At 35.4% G+C, this 16,018-nt stretch carries 16 protein-coding genes and 3 pseudogenes; 18 read left to right on the top strand and 1 reads right to left on the bottom strand.

Annotated features, from left to right (window positions below):
* Nucleotides 1–117 precede the first annotated feature (117 nt).
* Nucleotides 118–960 carry a DegV family protein gene (locus AB3M96_RS19870; protein WP_412969344.1) on the top strand — a complete coding sequence of 281 codons (843 nt, stop codon included), beginning with the start codon at nt 118–120 and terminating at the stop codon, nt 958–960.
* A 96-nt stretch (nt 961–1,056) separates the two neighbouring features.
* Here the strand turns inward: AB3M96_RS19870 and AB3M96_RS19865 are convergent, their stop codons facing one another.
* Nucleotides 1,057–1,284: a hypothetical protein gene (locus tag AB3M96_RS19865; protein WP_412969343.1), complete on the bottom strand. Its 228-nt coding sequence runs from the start codon at nt 1,282–1,284 to the stop codon at nt 1,057–1,059.
* A 91-nt stretch (nt 1,285–1,375) separates the two neighbouring features.
* Here AB3M96_RS19865 and AB3M96_RS19860 point away from each other — a divergent pair, with 91 nt between their 5' ends.
* The 17 genes and pseudogenes from AB3M96_RS19860 (at nt 1,376) to flaG (ending at nt 16,018) form a co-directional block, all read left to right on the top strand.
* Nucleotides 1,376–2,875 carry an ATP-dependent helicase ComFA gene (locus tag AB3M96_RS19860; protein ID WP_412969342.1) on the top strand — a complete coding sequence of 500 codons (1,500 nt, stop codon included), beginning with the start codon at nt 1,376–1,378 and terminating at the stop codon, nt 2,873–2,875.
* A gap of 81 nt (nt 2,876–2,956) precedes the next feature.
* On the top strand, nt 2,957–3,532 hold the full coding sequence (locus AB3M96_RS19855; RefSeq protein ID WP_412969364.1) for a class D sortase: 576 nt from the start codon (nt 2,957–2,959) through the stop codon (nt 3,530–3,532).
* A gap of 115 nt (nt 3,533–3,647) precedes the next feature.
* Nucleotides 3,648–3,947 carry a late competence development ComFB family protein gene (locus AB3M96_RS19850; RefSeq protein ID WP_412969341.1) on the top strand — a complete coding sequence of 100 codons (300 nt, stop codon included), beginning with the start codon at nt 3,648–3,650 and terminating at the stop codon, nt 3,945–3,947.
* Nucleotides 3,940–4,650 (top strand): ComFC family protein, encoded by a 711-nt coding sequence (locus AB3M96_RS19845; protein WP_412969340.1) that lies wholly within the window; start codon nt 3,940–3,942, stop codon nt 4,648–4,650. Before AB3M96_RS19850 ends, AB3M96_RS19845 begins: the two co-directional genes overlap by 8 nt.
* Before the next feature lie 57 nt (nt 4,651–4,707).
* Nucleotides 4,708–5,118, top strand: a complete 411-nt coding sequence (locus AB3M96_RS19840; RefSeq protein ID WP_412969339.1) for a TIGR03826 family flagellar region protein — start codon at nt 4,708–4,710, stop codon at nt 5,116–5,118.
* A gap of 75 nt (nt 5,119–5,193) precedes the next feature.
* Nucleotides 5,194–5,454: a flagellar biosynthesis anti-sigma factor FlgM gene (gene flgM / locus AB3M96_RS19835; protein ID WP_412969338.1), complete on the top strand. Its 261-nt coding sequence runs from the start codon at nt 5,194–5,196 to the stop codon at nt 5,452–5,454.
* 21 nt (nt 5,455–5,475) lie between these two features.
* Nucleotides 5,476–5,958 (top strand): flagellar protein FlgN, encoded by a 483-nt coding sequence (locus AB3M96_RS19830; RefSeq protein WP_412969337.1) that lies wholly within the window; start codon nt 5,476–5,478, stop codon nt 5,956–5,958.
* Between the two features lie 15 nt (nt 5,959–5,973).
* Nucleotides 5,974–7,530, top strand: a complete 1,557-nt coding sequence (flgK, locus tag AB3M96_RS19825; RefSeq protein WP_412969336.1) for a flagellar hook-associated protein FlgK — start codon at nt 5,974–5,976, stop codon at nt 7,528–7,530.
* Nucleotides 7,531–7,540: 10 nt separating this feature from the next.
* On the top strand, nt 7,541–8,416 hold the full coding sequence (gene flgL, locus AB3M96_RS19820; protein WP_412969335.1) for a flagellar hook-associated protein FlgL: 876 nt from the start codon (nt 7,541–7,543) through the stop codon (nt 8,414–8,416).
* Between the two features lie 41 nt (nt 8,417–8,457).
* Entirely contained in the window at nt 8,458–9,048 is a 591-nt protein-coding gene (locus AB3M96_RS19815; RefSeq protein ID WP_412969334.1) for a DUF6470 family protein, read from the top strand.
* A gap of 18 nt (nt 9,049–9,066) precedes the next feature.
* On the top strand, nt 9,067–9,510 hold the full coding sequence (fliW, locus tag AB3M96_RS19810; RefSeq protein ID WP_412969333.1) for a flagellar assembly protein FliW: 444 nt from the start codon (nt 9,067–9,069) through the stop codon (nt 9,508–9,510).
* Between the two features lie 11 nt (nt 9,511–9,521).
* Nucleotides 9,522–9,755, top strand: a complete 234-nt coding sequence (gene csrA, locus AB3M96_RS19805) for a carbon storage regulator CsrA (protein WP_412969332.1) — start codon at nt 9,522–9,524, stop codon at nt 9,753–9,755.
* 199 nt (nt 9,756–9,954) lie between these two features.
* A pseudogene (locus tag AB3M96_RS19800) lies at nt 9,955–10,161 on the top strand (flagellin N-terminal helical domain-containing protein); the annotation flags it as partial.
* 278 nt (nt 10,162–10,439) lie between these two features.
* Nucleotides 10,440–10,976: pseudogene (locus AB3M96_RS19795) on the top strand (flagellin N-terminal helical domain-containing protein); the annotation flags it as partial.
* Nucleotides 10,977–11,321: 345 nt separating this feature from the next.
* Nucleotides 11,322–11,435: pseudogene (locus tag AB3M96_RS19790) on the top strand (flagellin); the annotation flags it as partial.
* Between the two features lie 106 nt (nt 11,436–11,541).
* The gene (locus AB3M96_RS19785) at nt 11,542–14,733 is read left to right on the top strand and encodes a polysaccharide pyruvyl transferase family protein (RefSeq protein WP_412969331.1); all 3,192 of its coding nucleotides are present in this window, start codon (nt 11,542–11,544) and stop codon (nt 14,731–14,733) included.
* A 928-nt stretch (nt 14,734–15,661) separates the two neighbouring features.
* On the top strand, nt 15,662–16,018 hold the full coding sequence (gene flaG / locus AB3M96_RS19780; RefSeq protein WP_412969330.1) for a flagellar protein FlaG: 357 nt from the start codon (nt 15,662–15,664) through the stop codon (nt 16,016–16,018).

Here is a 16,018-nt window from a genome sequence, read left to right as displayed (position 1 = left end):
GGGACACTTAAGGGGTGCCCCTTTTTTTATGCTTTACTTAAAGTAAGTGACATCCCTGTTAATTTCATATAAAATGGAAACTATATTATAGACGACAGGACGAGGATGGTAAAAATAATGAAAACTGCGATTGTAACTGATAGTACAGCTTACATACCAAAGGAGATTCGGGAGAAACTTAATATACATATGATCCCCCTCAGTGTTATTTTTGGTAAAGAAACATACCGTGAGGAAATCGATATTACAGCAGAAGCATTTTATGAAGAGTTAAAAGTTAAAGGAGAGCTTCCAACTACATCACAACCGCCAACTGGTGAATTTGTTGAACTTTTTGAAAAGCTTGGAAAAGAATACGACTCTGTTATTAGTATTCATTTATCCAGTGGAATTAGTGGAACCTACCAAGGTGCTGTAACTGCTGGTGAAATGGTAGAAGGAGTCAAGGTATTTCCTTTTGATTCTGAGATCAGCTGTATCGTACAAGGATTTTACGCGCTTGAAGCTGCTGAAATGGCTGAACAAGGAAGGTCTGCTGAAGAAATCCTTGAGAGACTGAATGAAATTAAAAAATCGATTCGTGCATACTTTATGGTTGATGATTTAACAAACCTTCAACGTGGTGGTCGTTTAAGTGGGGCAGCTGCCTTTGTTGGAAGCTTGCTTCAGGTAAAACCAATACTTTGCTTCGAAGACAAGGTGATTGTTCCGTTTGAGAAGATCCGTACTCGCAAAAAAGCTTTAAATAAGGTTTTTGAGTTGTTTGATGAGGATGCAAGTAAAGGAGTTCCATTACGAGCTGCTTTGATTCACGGTAATATCGAGGAAGAAGCGAAGGAACTGAAAGCGGAATTAGAGAAAAAGTACCCGCATGTTGAGTTTTTACTGAGCTATTTTGGACCTGTAATTGGAACTCATTTGGGTGAGGGTGCTATTGGTTTAGGTTGGTATAAAAAATAATGAGAATGCGCCTTGTTTCGGCAAGGTGCTTTTCTAAAAATGTGCAAAAAAAAATTAGGAGTCTTTATCCTAATTTAAAAACTAATCCATTTTCCACTAGTTATTTTTTTGAACTTCCTCCTGCGGTCTTTCTTCCCCATCAACAGGTATTCTTTTGTATTCATAACTGCTGTAAATGCTAAGGACAAGAAAGTAAATTAATAAAAGGGCAGTCCAAGTTGAAGAAGTAACCTGTAATTTATCTTGTAATACTACAAATAAAACCCCTATTAAAAGAATGCTCCCAATGCAAAGCAATAAACCATTCTTTATAATCCACTTCATATCCTATTCCCTACCTTTCATTACTTACTATCTCCAAATTCTGTATAGTTCATCCATAAACTTTTAAAATTGCAATTCCTAGGAGGTATTTATGAGATTTATATCAGATAAGAAGGTCTTGTTACTAGAACCATTGGTAGAAAATCCAGATGAAATAGAGTTATACCGAATATCAGATTTTGATGAAATTTCAACTCTCCCATTACACCCTACTTTTCCTTTTTTAAAGCAGTTTCAAAGCCTTCTCTCCGGTAGACAACTACTCCTTGAAGAACTCCCTTTTTCATTTGAAGACATCCATGCACATTATGTAAAAGGTCATATTAGGTATCGAAAAGGAATCGAGAACACTCGAAAGCATCCATATTGTGTACGTTGCGGAAATAATGACTCAACTCTATTTGCTACTTTACCATGTGCGCGTTGTAAACAATCATGTGTATATTGCCGGAAATGTATCAATATGGGAAGGGTGAGTGAATGTACGCCTCTTGTCAGTTGGAACGGTCCAGCCATTCAGTTTGCGATTCCAGAGAAGCCACTTGCCTGGAATGGCACACTTTCTGATGGACAAAGAAATGCATCAGAGGAACTGGTAAAAGCGGTACATACCAATCAGGAGTTACTAATCTGGGCAGTGTGTGGAGCGGGAAAAACAGAGATTTTATTTGCTGGTATTGAGGCGGCAATCAATGCTGGAAAAAAAGTATGTATTACGACTCCAAGGACCGACGTTGTTATTGAGTTAGCACCTCGTATTAAAGCTGCATTTCCAGAAAGTGAGGTCATTGCACTCTATGGAGGAAGTGAGGACCGTGGAAAATCAGCCCCAATCACAATTGCCACTACCCATCAAATGCTGCGTTTTTATAAGGCTTTCGACTTGGTAATCATTGATGAAGTAGATGCCTTCCCTTATTCTGTAGAACCCATGCTTCAGCACGCCGTACAACATGCTAAGAAAGAAATATCTTCAACAATCTATTTAACTGCAACACCAAATCAAAAATGGCAAAAAGAAATAGCAAGTGGGAAAAGAAAGGCTGTAACTATCCCTGCGAGGTATCATCGTTTTGCATTACCGGTCCCAACGTTTGTTTGGTGTGGGAACTGGGAGAAGAGAATCAAGAAAAAGAAGTTACCAGCAAATTTACTAGAGTGGGTTCGTAGTCACTTGGCTACGAAAAAACAAGGTTTTCTATTTGTACCGAGGATCAAATACTTAAATTCAATCGTTTCTATTTTGCGAATGCTAGATAGCAGAATTGAAGGTGTCCATTCGGAGGATAAGGAGCGAAAAGAAAAGGTAGCAGCATTTCGAAATGGTGATATACCGATTTTAGTCACCACAACGATTCTGGAAAGAGGGGTGACTGTACCCAATATTGATGTAGCAGTCTTAGGGGCAGAGGATTCCATTTTTACTGAAAGTGCCCTTGTACAAATATCAGGACGAGTTGGTAGAAGTGCTACATATCCGACTGGTGAGATTTTGTTTTTTCACTATGGTAAAACGCGAGAGATGGTAAAGGCTAAAAGGCATATCGAAGGAATGAATAAGGATGCGAAAAACAAAGGTTTAGTAGATTAGGTTTGCATTGATTTAATACACTGTTTTTATTATGATTAGAATAAGATTGTTCTCTATAAAGCGATTAGGCGGTGAAGTCCTATTAAAAAAGTTATTTATTCCGTAGCTATTCTTTTAATTACTGGAGGAGTTCTATTATCAGGATATTCTCTTTTTCAAATATGGGAAACAGATAAGTCTCAAAAAGAGGCGTTAGCAAAAGCGGAAGAACTTATTACTGAAGCGCCTGAAGAGACAGAGGTAAGCATACCAACGTTCGGAGAAGGAGACGCTGTTGGGATTTTAGAGGTGCCAAAGCTGGAGGAGAAACTGCCAATAGTAGAGGGTACCGACGATGATCAATTAGCAAAAGGTGTTGGTCACTATTTAGGAACTGCTTTGCCAACACAAAATGACCAAATCGTACTTTCCGGCCATAGAGATACAGTATTTAAACGTTTTGATGAATTAGAACTCGGTGATGAGTTTATCGTGAAATTACAATATGGTGAATTTAAATATAAAATTGTTGATACAAAAATTGTGGAAGCCGATGATCGAACTGTTATTAAATCAACCGCCCCAAGAGAAGAGTTGGTTGTTACAACCTGCTATCCATTCGGGTATATCGGTAATGCGCCACAGAGGTATATTTTTTATGCGGAGAAAGTTGAGTAAAGAGAGCACCCTGATTTGGGTGTTTTTTATTGTAATAAAATAAAAGCAAAATAATTACAAATATTTTACTTTTATGTAATAATGTAAGCACATACAGGAAATGGAGAGTTGTCCGATGAAAGTGTACAATGCGATGGAGCCATTGGTAGCGGAAGCTTTAAATGAAAATTGGCCACAAATGAGTATGCCATGTAAATGTGTTCAATGTAAAAACGATGTCTTCGCGTTGACGTTGAACTTTATTGGGCCGAGGTATGTAACCAGGGAAAGTGGTATTGCATATGTGAAAGCTCAATACTTTGATAAGCAAATGAAAACAAATATCTATATAAAAATTGGAGAGGCAGCAAAAATAGTTGCTGAAAAACCTCAATGTGAAACCCGCAAAAAGGATCCGGAGGTGGAGAATGTCTAATTGTTTACTTTGTCATGCTTATTTTGAAGAGGTGCATTCCTGGGGGACGCTATTTACTTTGAAAGAGCCTGATCCGATATGTAGTACCTGTTCTGAGAAGTTTGAAAAGATTGTTGGTGAACTTTGCACCATATGTGGTCGTCCTTTCTCGGCGTTGTCCAATGAATATCGAGAAGGTGAAATGTGCTATGACTGTATCAGATGGGAAAATGCCTCAGAGTGGCAAGGTGTACTCACGAAAAACCGATCTCTTTATCTCTATAATGACTATGCAAAAGAGGTTATATCCCTCTATAAATTCCGCGGTGACTATGTTTTATCTACTGTTTTTAAAACTCCTCTACATCAAACCTTCAAAACCTACTTTAACTCATCTTATCTTATTGTTCCCATACCTTTAAGTGAAGAGCGTTTATACGAACGTGGCTTTAATCAGGCAACGGCATTAGCGCTATTATTGGATCTCCCGGTACATGAAGTTCTCTCCCGTACCCATCTAGAAAAACAATCAAAGAAAAATAGGAATGAGCGAATGGAGTCAGAGAATGTGTTTCGTTTGTTTGATGATACAATAGTAGAAGAAAAAGACATTCTTTTAATTGATGATATTTATACAACTGGTACTACCTTACGACATGCCGGTAAGATGCTATTAGAGAATGGCGCAAAGACAGTATCTTCTCTTACACTAATGAGAGGATAAATCTTTATCAATAAATGCCGATATAAAAAATAGATATTGTTTTTAGGAGAGAGAAAAATGGCAGAACTAATGAATTGTCCAAACTGTGGCGCAGTTTTTGTTAAAACAAATCTACGAGATGTGTGCGATAAATGCTATAAAGAAGAAGAAGTGAAGTATGAAACGGTATATAAATTTATCCGTATTAGGGAGAATCGTACCGCAACCCTTGATGAAGTTGTTGAGGGGACAGGTGTCGAGGAAGAACTAATAATAAAATTTATTCGAACTGGCAGGTTACAGCTGGCGCAATTTCCGAACCTTGGATATCCTTGTCAAAAATGTCGCACGATAATACGAGAAGGAAAATTATGCGGGGATTGTTCAAAGGATATTCGTCAGCAACTTACCACTTTAGAAAAGGAACAAGAACGTTTAAAGGAACTCAGTGAGCGTGATAAAAGAAGAACGTTTTTTGTTGATAAATAAAGCTAAACTTTTAGTGAAAGACACCGATAATAAAGATAGAAGTATGAAGATCGGAACAGAAAGTGAGGGTTTATTATGAAAATAAACCAGTTCGGCTCAGTCGGAATGAATCCGTACAAAAAACAAATGAGCAAAATTGCTGAAACAGAAAAGACAACGAAAACAGATAAAGTTGAAATTTCTTCAGCTGCAAAGCAGTTACAAGAAACGTCACCAATTGTAGTCGCACGTCAACAAAAAGTAGAAGCACTTAAGCAACAAGTTCAAAGTGGTACCTATAAGGTAGACTCAGAATCAGTTGCGAAAAGCGTCTATGACTTTTATTTCAAAAAGTAAGTTCAGATAAGGAGGGATACAATGTCAGCTGAAAATTTAACATCTTTGCTTAGCAAAATACTTGTTTTGCACCAGAACTTATATAAATTGTCTGAACATAAAACGGACATTTTAAAAAAAGGCGACATTGATGCCCTGAATGAACATATGAAAGAAGAGCAAAAGTACTTACTTGCGATACGTCAGTTGGAAAATGAGCGAATAGGAATGGTTGAAAAATTACTCGGACCTAGAGTAGCTGAAAAGACGTTAACGAAATGCATTGAGGTTGTTCAGGAGTCTCATAAAACTCAGTTAACAAAGTTGTCTGAAGAACTTGTTGAGATAGTGAACAAGTTAAAAGATGTTAATAGCTTAAATCAGCAGCTTACACATCAATCTTTACAATTCGTAAATATGACATTGGACATGCTAGTTCCACAAGAACAAACTGTTAACTACGGAAAACCAACAGAAGCGAAAGAGCAAAAACAAAGTCGACCAATGTTTGATTCAAAGGCTTAAACGGAGGATGGAAAAATGGTATCAACCTTTCATGGATTAGAGACAGCGCGCCGCGGAATGCTTACTCAGCAAGGTGCGTTATATACAACAGGACATAATATTGCAAATGCAAATACACCTGGCTACACAAGACAGCGTGTTAATTTTACGCAAACAACTCCATATCCATCTCCTGGTCTTAATGCCGAAAGAATTCCAGGTCAAATTGGATCAGGTGTTGAAGCAGGAACAGTTCAACGTGTACGTGAAAGCTTCCTAGATGTACAATTTCGTGGAGAACAGACAAAAACAAGCTATTGGGATACTCGTGCAAGTGCATTAGGGAAAATGGAAGAAATCATGAATGAGCCTTCTGATACAGGACTAGCAAACACTATGAACCAGTTTTGGCAGTCGCTTCAGGACTTATCTGCAAACCCAGAGGACCATGGTGCAAGATCAGTTGTACGTCAGCGTGGACAAGCTGTTGCAGATACATTTAGTTATCTTTCAAATTCTCTGAAAGAAATTCAAGACGACTTCGGTAGTCAAATTAGTGTAGATATCAAAGCGGTCAATTCGATATCAGAGCAAATTAGTAAAATCAACAAGCAAATCTCTGAAATTGAACCCGTTGGTTATCTACCAAATGATTTATATGATGAGCGTGATAGATTAATAGACCAGCTTGCTAGTTACGTAGATATTAAGGTTCATCCTCCGAAGAGTAGTGGTGGGGATTCACTGCAAATTGCAGAGGGGATCTTAGATATTTCGATAATTGGTGCAAATGGTGCGGAAATGAAGCTAATTTCTGGAAGTGCTTATAATCGACTTTCTGTAACACCTGCTGTAGATACTGATGATGATAAAATTAACGATATGCCAACTGGACCGATAACAGGGTTGGTTTTTGTTGATGAGGATGGTTCCACAACTAGTACCGTACCATTTATTCCTAGTGGTGAATTAAAAGGATTAATAGATTCGTACGGTTATGTGGATACGGATGGATCTGTAAAAGGCATTTATCCAGAAATGCTGGATAGCCTTGATCGAATGGCTTTTGAGTTCGTAACAAAGTTTAACGAAGTTCACAGTCAAGGATTTACACTAAAAGGTCCTACACAAGATAGTCGACAGGCTGGGGAATTCTTTAATGCGCTAGGTGATTATAAAGGTGCGGCTGGGAAGATTAGTTTGTCTGATAATATAACTGATAAAGTAAATGGCTTAAATAATATTGCTGCTTCTACTAATCAAGATGAGGCTGGTAATGGTTTACACGCTAAGAAATTAGGAGATGTAAAAAACCAAGATATTATGCCAGGAAGTATTCAATCATTCTATGAATCTCTTATTGGTTCGATGGGTGTGGATTCGCAGGAAGCACAAAGGATGGCAAGTAATTCAGCTGTTTTGAAGGACTCTGTAGACAATCGCCGTCAGTCAGTAAGTGCAGTTTCACTTGATGAAGAAATGACAAATATGGTTAAATTCCAGCATGCATACAATGCATCAGCAAGAATGATCACAGTTATGGATGAAGTCCTTGATAAAATAATAAACGGTATCGGTACCGGTGGAAGGTAGGTGATAGGCAATGCGCGTAACACAATCAATGCTAACAAATAATATGCTACGAAACTTGAGTTCTAGTTACGAAAGACTAGGGAAATATCAGGACCAATTGAATACCCAAAAGAAGATAACAAAGCCTTCTGATGATCCGGTTGTAGCGATTAAAGGAATGCGTTATCGAACTGACTTAACTGAGATTGAACAATACCAGCGTAACCTATCGGAGGCCTATACTTGGATGGAATCTTCGGATGATGCGTTGGATAAAGTGACTCAGGCACTTCATAGAGTGAAGGAGTTAACGGTTCAGGCTAGTAACGGTACATTAGATGGTACGGATAAAGAGAGTATAGCAATTGAAATTGGTCAGCTAAAAGAGCATATTGCAACGATAGCTAATACGAAGGTTGGGAATAAGTATTTGTTTAATGGAACGAATACAACTAATCCCCCAGTTGCTAACGGTACATTTAACCCACAAACACAATATACAGCAGTATCATTTGATGTATCTAAAAATGTGAATTTAGATGTTGGAGTGGATCCGACCGGGTTTTTAGGAAAAAGTCCAACCGATATCTTTACTGAGTTAGGAAATTTAGTTGCAGACTTAGAATCAAATGCTGACATAAGCAAATACCTAGATTCCATTGATTCATTTTCAAATAATGTAACAGCAGTTAGAGCTGATTTAGGGGCAAGATACAACCGTGTTGAACTTATCGATGATCGACTAAGTTCCCAGGAAGTAATCGCAAATAAAATTATCTCTGAGAACGAAGATGCTGACATGGAAAAGGTTATTATTAATTTAACAACTGCTGAAGCAGTACATCGTGCAGCTCTAAGTGCAGGGTCGCGAATTATACAACCAACTCTGTTAGACTTTTTACGTTAAGCTATCTTTTTAAGATAGCTTTTTTCATAGGGAGGATTAGTATGCAAGTACCTCAAATACGTCTAGAATCTCAATATGCTAAAATTGCATTACGAACAATACCGGCAGTTCAGGAGATACAACAACCAAAAGCAGATTTGTCAATTGAACAACCAAAAGCAGATTTAACAATTACAACAACCCCTGGAAAATTAACAATTGACCAAACAAAGGCCCGAGAAGATGTGGATCTCAAAAGTATTTCGAGGCGGATTGAAGAAGCTGCGAATAAGGGGCAGCAAGACTGGTTAGAAGGCTTAGCTAGAAGGGCGGCAGAAGGTAACTCTATAATGAAGATTGAAAATGGCGGTAATCCAATTGCTAACATATCTAAGGAAAATAGTAAGGGACTTGAGCTTCAACTTAATATAGGATGGATACCGTCACACTTTAGTGTCAAAACTAATTATGTTCCTGCAGAAGTTGATATACAAGTTCAGGTGAATGAGCCAATTATTAATGCCCAAACAAATAAACCTATACATAATTATACTCCAGGTAAGGTAGAGGTAAGCTTGGAACAAAGGCAGTCATTAAAGATTGACTTTGTGAACCTAAAACATGTTGGGGTTAAATTTGAAGTGGATATATAAATATAAGGTTGTGAAAAGATGAAACTACATACAAAATATCATGGTGAAATATCTATCGAAGAGACTGAAATAATTACATTTGAAAATGGTATACCTGGGTTTTTAGAAGAAAAGAAGTTTGTTTTTTTACCATTTGGTGATGATTCTGTATTTTTTATTATGCAATCTGTCGGTACTTCTGAACTAGCCTTTGTAGTTGCTAGCCCGTTCGCATTTTTTAACGAATATGATTTTACGTTAGAAGAACAGGTAGTGGAGCAGCTACAATTAGATTCGGAGAAGGATGTAACAGTTTACGTGATACTAACTGTTCAAGAGCCATTTGATAGATCAACTGCAAATCTTCAAGGACCAGTTGTAGTAAATAATAAAATGAAGCTTGGTAAACAAGTTATTTTAACGAATACTTCATATCAAACTAAACACTTAATTTTTAAGAAAGATAAAGCTACTGTAAAATAGGAGGTGGGAGAATGCTTGTATTAACCAGAAAACCAAATGAGTCAGTTAAAATTGGTGATGATATTGAAATAACGATTTTGGCTGTAAGTGGCGAACAGATTAGGATTGGTATAGATGCACCAAAACATATAGAAATACATCGGAAAGAAGTGTATTTGGATATTCAAAATGAGAACAGTCAGGCCTCCCAGACTCCGATTGATTTATTGAAACAACTGAATGTATCGTTGAAAAATACTCCTTAAATCATTACTGAGGAGTATTTTTGTTTATTTGAAAAAAATGTAGAAAAAAATCTAAAAAACTATTAAACAATAATAAAACCTGTCGATATAAAGTATGTAAAACAAACAAGTGCAAAAGGCGGCCGACTTTTGTACCGGTTTGTAAGTATTAAATTCCACAAGGATGTGGAATTACAAACATTCAAGGAGGATATAGGAAATGAGAATTAATCATAATATTGCGGCTCTTAACACACACCGCCAACTAAACAGTGCATCAAATGCTCAGTCTAAATCAATGGAGAAGTTATCTTCAGGTCTTCGTATTAATCGTGCAGGTGATGATGCTGCAGGTCTTTCAATTTCTGAGAAAATGCGCGGACAAATCCGTGGGTTAGATCAAGCTTCTAGCAATGCTCAAGACGGTAAAATAGAGATGCCGCTCTAGACAGTAATGTTTAGATGATAACTTCGTGAATTCGGTGGAACCCCAAACCAATCAAGTAGATGGATGGTGGGCAATACCGAGCCAAGCCTAGTGAAACGGTAATAAGTAACTAGGAAGGTGTGACGGTCAGGTGGTGAGGAACCGTACCAATAATCCACCCACGAGCGCGGGGCATCCTATTAGGATGAAGATATGACCTGAACTTTATGGAAACATAAAGAAACAGAGGATAAAAAGCCACTGTGATAACATACTTGATTTCTTTAATTCAAACTGCTGAAGGGGCACTTAATGAAACGCATTCTATTCTTCAACGTATGCGTGAACTTACAGTTCAAGCAGGTAATGAAGGTACTCTTGCTGATGAAGATAGAACAGCGATCAAAGATGAAATTACTCAATTACAAAGTGAGTTAGACGGAATTGCTGATCGTACAGAGTTTAATGGAAAGAAATTATTAGATGGTGATTTTGACTATGATTTACAGATAGGTGCTAACAGCGGTCAGCAGCATAATATTGCTATTTCGGCATCTACTACTTCAACAGCATTTAATGCAGAAGGTTTAGGCGTTGATTCAGGTTCGTTAGTATGGGATGGTGCTTCAGCTAGTACTGATGATAATTTAGTAGCTATTGATGCTGCAATTAAGACTGTTTCTTCCGCACGTTCCAATCTTGGTGCTAATCAAAACCGGTTAGATCATACAATTAATAACCTTGATAATGCATCTGAAAACCTAACTGCTGCAGAATCTCGTATTCGTGACGTTGATTATGCTTTTGCTGCTTAATTGCAGGAACAAGCACAGTCGTCCTAGCTGGTAACGGCTAGTGATTATGATCGGGTGAATTGCTGGAAAACCCTTAGAGCTTTTCTTACCACAACGTAGTTGGAAACGACAAGCGTGATGGTTTGAAAAAAGAAAAGATATGGGCAATCAGCAGCCAAGCTCCTGTCTCGAAAGAGTGGAGAAGGTTCAACGACTAGGAAACCGTCTAAGGCGAAAGCTATGGCGATGATTCCATAGGTGAAGCAATGCATCATCAACATTGTGAATCCGAAGTGCCCGACCCTTCCGAGATAATTAGAAGGTGAAGATATAGTCTAGTCATTTGTGAAAGCAAATGTTCGCACGATGGCGAAAGAAATGATGGAACAAACTAAGAACTCAATCTTATCTCAAGCTTCTCAAGCTATGCTTGCACAAGCAAATCAACAACCACAAGGTGTATTACAATTATTACGTTAATAAGTTTAATGGCCTATCTCGCTTTAGAGATAGGCTTAACTACACAAGAATTGAAGAATACTTCAATTCTTGTGTAGTTAAAAAAAAGTAAATTGGATGTGTTGGTATGGGTAAGTTTTTATCCTTATGCTTAATTGTTAAAAATGAGGAAAAAGTATTACGAAGATGTTTAGATTCTGCAAACGAAATTGTGGATGAAATTATAATTGTGGATACAGGTTCGGAAGATAAAACAAAAAGTATTGCACTAGAATATACAAATTTAGTTTATGATTTTGAGTGGAGTGATGATTTTTCAAAAGCTCGTAATTATGCAGCTTCAAAAGCAACAGGAGAATGGATTATTGTACTTGATGCTGATGAATATGTAGATAGACAAAGCTTTGAGAAATTTAAGTCGGATCTCAAAAAGGAAACATCAAATAATATATTAGGTGTACAAATTGTTAGTTTTATAGGGGAGAATGGTCAAAGTACTTCTTTAAATTACCATGATAGAGTTTATAAGAATAATGGATCAATCATCTATTATCGAAGTATCCATGAGATGCTAATGCATAAAGAGTCTTTGGAAAAAAGAGGAATCGCTGAATTGAAAATTTTCCATACTGGTTATTTGGAGAATATAGTGAGAGAGAAAAAAAAATCAGAAAGAAACTTAAGACTTTTAAAGAGAAAGAAACAAAAGGAATCTGTTGATTTCTTTTTTTTAGGGAATGAGTATCTCGCAAAAGGGAATTTTAATGAGGCAATAAATAATTATAAAACGGCATATCAATTAAAAGAAAGTATATATTATGAATGGGTTCCTAGATTAATAGTACGATTAGTAAATTGTTTGATTTCGACAAAGCGTTTTGATGAAGCTTTGAACGTCACAAAAGATGCTGAAATGGTCTTTCCTAAAATAGTAGACTTTAAATATCTTAAAGGGAAGATTTATAAAATTTTCAAAGATGATTATAAAGCAATCAAGATTTTAGAAGAAATTATTGAGCGAAAAGATGAGTTGAAGCCTTTCAGTAGTTTGGACTATTTAGAATACTATCCACATAAAACTCTAGGAGAGCTTTATGAAAGTACAAGCCAAGTTCAATTGGCAGTTCACCATTATTCAAAAGCTTTATCAGTAAATAATTTAGATGATTATATTTGGATTAGGTTAATCAGTTTATTAGCTAAGTATTCAACTTTAGAAGAATTAACAGAATTTATTAAACTAAATTGTTTAAAACATAAAGCAATGTATCCTCAAAGATTAATAAATATTTTACTCAAAGTGCCAAATTTAAATGTTCAAAAACAATCTTTATTATTATTAAATAAAAATCAACTTTCTTCATTCGAATATGAAGCTGTGCTAATTAAAAATTTATTCCTAGATAAAAAAACAGATGAGGTTTTAGAGAGGATTTATGGGAAAAACCCTAATGAATTCTATAAAATCCTATCAAGTAATATATTTAGTATAACTGATTTAATATTATTAACATTAGATACTAAAGATCAAGAGTTTAAAAAAATTCTTTTCAAGATTAAATTCGATAATAATATGAACAATTTACTTAACTTGCTATTTTCTAAGAAAAGAAAAAAGTTATCCCAGTTTGAAGAAAGTTTGTTTATAAGAATTATAGAACAAGCTTATATTATGAACAATAAAATGCTAATTGAAATTCTAAACAATAAAAAGGAATTTCTTAGTTTGGAAAGTAAAACTAAAATAAGAGAAGAAATTGAGAATCAACTAGGTGATGTTTTTCGGGATAATTCTGAAATGATTAACAATGATGGGGATATAAAAGAACAGATAATAAGCTTGCTCACTTATAATCATTATAATGATGCTTTATTATTAGTTAACCAATCCTTGGGAAGAATAAATAATAATGCAGATTTATACTCAATTAAAGCAGTTATTCTTATGAAACAAAAAAACTATGATGATGCAATTGAAGTATTAAAACAAGCGTTAATAATTGATCCGAGGCATGTTGATTGTCTTTATAATATGGCCTTTATCTATGAACAAACTAATCAATTGAATTTGGCTGTTGATTTATATAAAAGAGTTTCACACTTAACAAGTGAAGATGAATTATTAGAAGAGGTTAATGAAAAGATAATACAACTTGAAAGACCTTCTGAAAAGATAAATCATATCGGAAATAATGTAAATAGTAGTTTTTCATTTATGAATGAAAATGCAATGTCTGTAAAGAACGTTCTTTATTTAGGTTGGTTAGGTAAAGGAAACGTTGGGGATGATGTTTTATTTGAATTATTCAAAACAATGTTTTATAAATATGGTCACTATACAAATCATAATACTGTAGCAAATATTGACGCTTACCCAACGGTTCAAAATTATAAAATTGATATATCTAATTATGACTTAATAGTATTAGGTGGTGGCTCTTTAATACATTTACCATACTGGTTGAAGATTTGTGTGCAAGGCATTGAGAGTGGAATACCTGTAGTTTCATGGGGAACGGGATTAGACGGAGCTTATAAAAAAGAGCACCTTAACTCAGTGAGCTTAGGAGACCAAGACGAAAGTCATTTCAGAGCTATATACGAACATTTTGATTATATTAGTGTTCGAGGTCCTTTTACTAAAAATATGTTGACTAATATCGGAGTGAACAGAAAGGTTTATGAGATAGGAGATCCAGCACTAGCATATGCGAGTGAAATATTTGGTGACCAATTAGAAATTGACGAGAATAGTCGAAATGTACTTGTTAATTGGGGTACCTCTTACAATAATGTCTTTGGAAGAAATGAGTTAGCTGTTGAAGACGAATTAGTGGTAGTTATACATTCTTTAATTTCAAAGGGGTATACGGTTACAGTTTATCCAATCTGGACTGAAGATATAGCGCATGTTAGACGATTAGCGCAAAAAGTTAATGATAACCGGTGTGAAGTTATTACTGAAGTTTATGAAGCTAAAATTCTGCAAAAACTTATTAGTAAAAGTTACCTATCTATCAATTTCAAACTACATGCGAATATTCTATCAGCATCTGCAAATCGTCCATTTATCTCGCTTGCATACCGTGGGAAGTGCTTTGATTTTGCACAAACGGTTAATTGTTCTGAATATGCAATTGCAACTGATGAAGTGACTTCTACAAAAGTTATGGATCTTGTAGATGAAATTAATATGAATTATGAAGATATTGTGGGACGGTTTAAGGATGCGAAAGAAAAATATTATCCTAAATTGGTAGATTCGATTTATAAAATTTCCAATCTTCTTAACAACAGTGAAGGGTCAAACATGCTATGAAGAAGAAATAATTAAAGAGATATTGCAAAGAATTGGATGGTGGATATAGAGAAAAGTGTTAAATAAACAGCTAAGTTCATTGTGAAATTTTGAAAAAGCCATGTGTATATGGTGAAAGCTAAGAAATGATATTTAATAGAAATGTTTAAAAACATAGCAATGATATACACATGTTAGTAAGAATAAAGAAGAATCACCGACAAGACAAAATACCTAGCTACCAGAAACTAATGTACAAGTATTAAAAGTCTATACACAACTAGTAATAACTGTATGCTCAGAAATATTAAAAATTATGAAAATATTTCTTTTCTATGAGCGTTTTTTTACGAACAAACGACCTCAGCCACTACTCTTATCGGCAAAGTAGTGGCTATTTCAAATTATGTTGAATTTGGTATGAACTTATAAAAACTTTAAAACTAAAGTATCTAGAGCTAATAACCCTTCACAACATCGGTTACCAAGCGGAGAAGAATATGAGGTGACAAAGCTATTTGCTTAGGAGGTAAGATGGTTGGTATAAAGCACTGAAAATCTTGTGGTTTGAGAGGAAAAGTTCCTCATAGGAAAAAGGCTATTTATGAAAGAAACTTGAGATGGCAAATGAAATCTCCTTGAAGGGGTGCCTAGAGAAATTATAGTGAATCGAATTCTATTAACTATAGATCCAATGAACTATTAATGCATCAAAAGATTTAAGAGTCTCGAATGCTATAAAGTGTTCCTTTCGTGACATTTCACCTTAGTGAGTTAACTAAGTGTTTAAACCATGGCTTTTGGTTTTTTTATAAGAGAGAGCACAAAAATATACGAGTCTTATTCAATTTATTGCTTTTATGGAAGTTTAGTGCGAATTATAGCATTAAGATTCTTTAATTCTTACCGATATAACTAGTAAAGATAGAGCGTGTAGGAGGAAATAGAAATGTCGATTGAAAAATTATCTTCTAGCACAACTATGAATCTCAGCTATGAAAACATAAATAATAGAAAAATGGAGAACTCGGAACCAGTTAATCAATCAGTTGACCAAATAATTTATCCAGAAAAGGTAGAATCAAAAGAAAACATCCAACAGGTGATTACTAGTTTAAATAAGTTTCTAGAACCGAATAATACACATTTGAAATTTGAATTACATGGTGAACTTAATGAGTATTACGTTACCATTGTTGACAATCATACAAATGAAGTGGTAAGAGAAATACCTTCGAAAAGATTACTGGATATATATGCGGCAATGACCGAATTTCTAGGCTTCATAGTAGATAAAAAGATATAA

Source organism: Ferdinandcohnia jepli (genome assembly GCF_047246645.1).
Classification (GTDB): domain Bacteria; phylum Bacillota; class Bacilli; order Bacillales; family Bacillaceae_L; genus Ferdinandcohnia.
This window is presented reverse-complemented; position numbering and strand designations above follow the sequence as displayed.

Bases quoted from the DNA above. Each gene is read 5' to 3' on its own strand.
- AB3M96_RS19870 (WP_412969344.1), top strand. From the start codon at position 118: ATGAAAACTGCGATTGTAACTGATAGTACAGCTTACATACCAAAGGAG.
- AB3M96_RS19865 (WP_412969343.1), bottom strand. From the start codon at position 1,284: ATGAAGTGGATTATAAAGAATGGTTTATTGCTTTGCATTGGGAGCATT.
- AB3M96_RS19860 (WP_412969342.1), top strand. From the start codon at position 1,376: ATGAGATTTATATCAGATAAGAAGGTCTTGTTACTAGAACCATTGGTA.
- AB3M96_RS19850 (WP_412969341.1), top strand. From the start codon at position 3,648: ATGAAAGTGTACAATGCGATGGAGCCATTGGTAGCGGAAGCTTTAAAT.
- AB3M96_RS19845 (WP_412969340.1), top strand. From the start codon at position 3,940: ATGTCTAATTGTTTACTTTGTCATGCTTATTTTGAAGAGGTGCATTCC.
- AB3M96_RS19840 (WP_412969339.1), top strand. From the start codon at position 4,708: ATGGCAGAACTAATGAATTGTCCAAACTGTGGCGCAGTTTTTGTTAAA.
- flgM (WP_412969338.1), top strand. From the start codon at position 5,194: ATGAAAATAAACCAGTTCGGCTCAGTCGGAATGAATCCGTACAAAAAA.
- AB3M96_RS19830 (WP_412969337.1), top strand. From the start codon at position 5,476: ATGTCAGCTGAAAATTTAACATCTTTGCTTAGCAAAATACTTGTTTTG.
- flgK (WP_412969336.1), top strand. From the start codon at position 5,974: ATGGTATCAACCTTTCATGGATTAGAGACAGCGCGCCGCGGAATGCTT.
- flgL (WP_412969335.1), top strand. From the start codon at position 7,541: ATGCGCGTAACACAATCAATGCTAACAAATAATATGCTACGAAACTTG.
- AB3M96_RS19815 (WP_412969334.1), top strand. From the start codon at position 8,458: ATGCAAGTACCTCAAATACGTCTAGAATCTCAATATGCTAAAATTGCA.
- fliW (WP_412969333.1), top strand. From the start codon at position 9,067: ATGAAACTACATACAAAATATCATGGTGAAATATCTATCGAAGAGACT.
- csrA (WP_412969332.1), top strand. From the start codon at position 9,522: ATGCTTGTATTAACCAGAAAACCAAATGAGTCAGTTAAAATTGGTGAT.
- AB3M96_RS19785 (WP_412969331.1), top strand. From the start codon at position 11,542: ATGGGTAAGTTTTTATCCTTATGCTTAATTGTTAAAAATGAGGAAAAA.
- flaG (WP_412969330.1), top strand. From the start codon at position 15,662: ATGTCGATTGAAAAATTATCTTCTAGCACAACTATGAATCTCAGCTAT.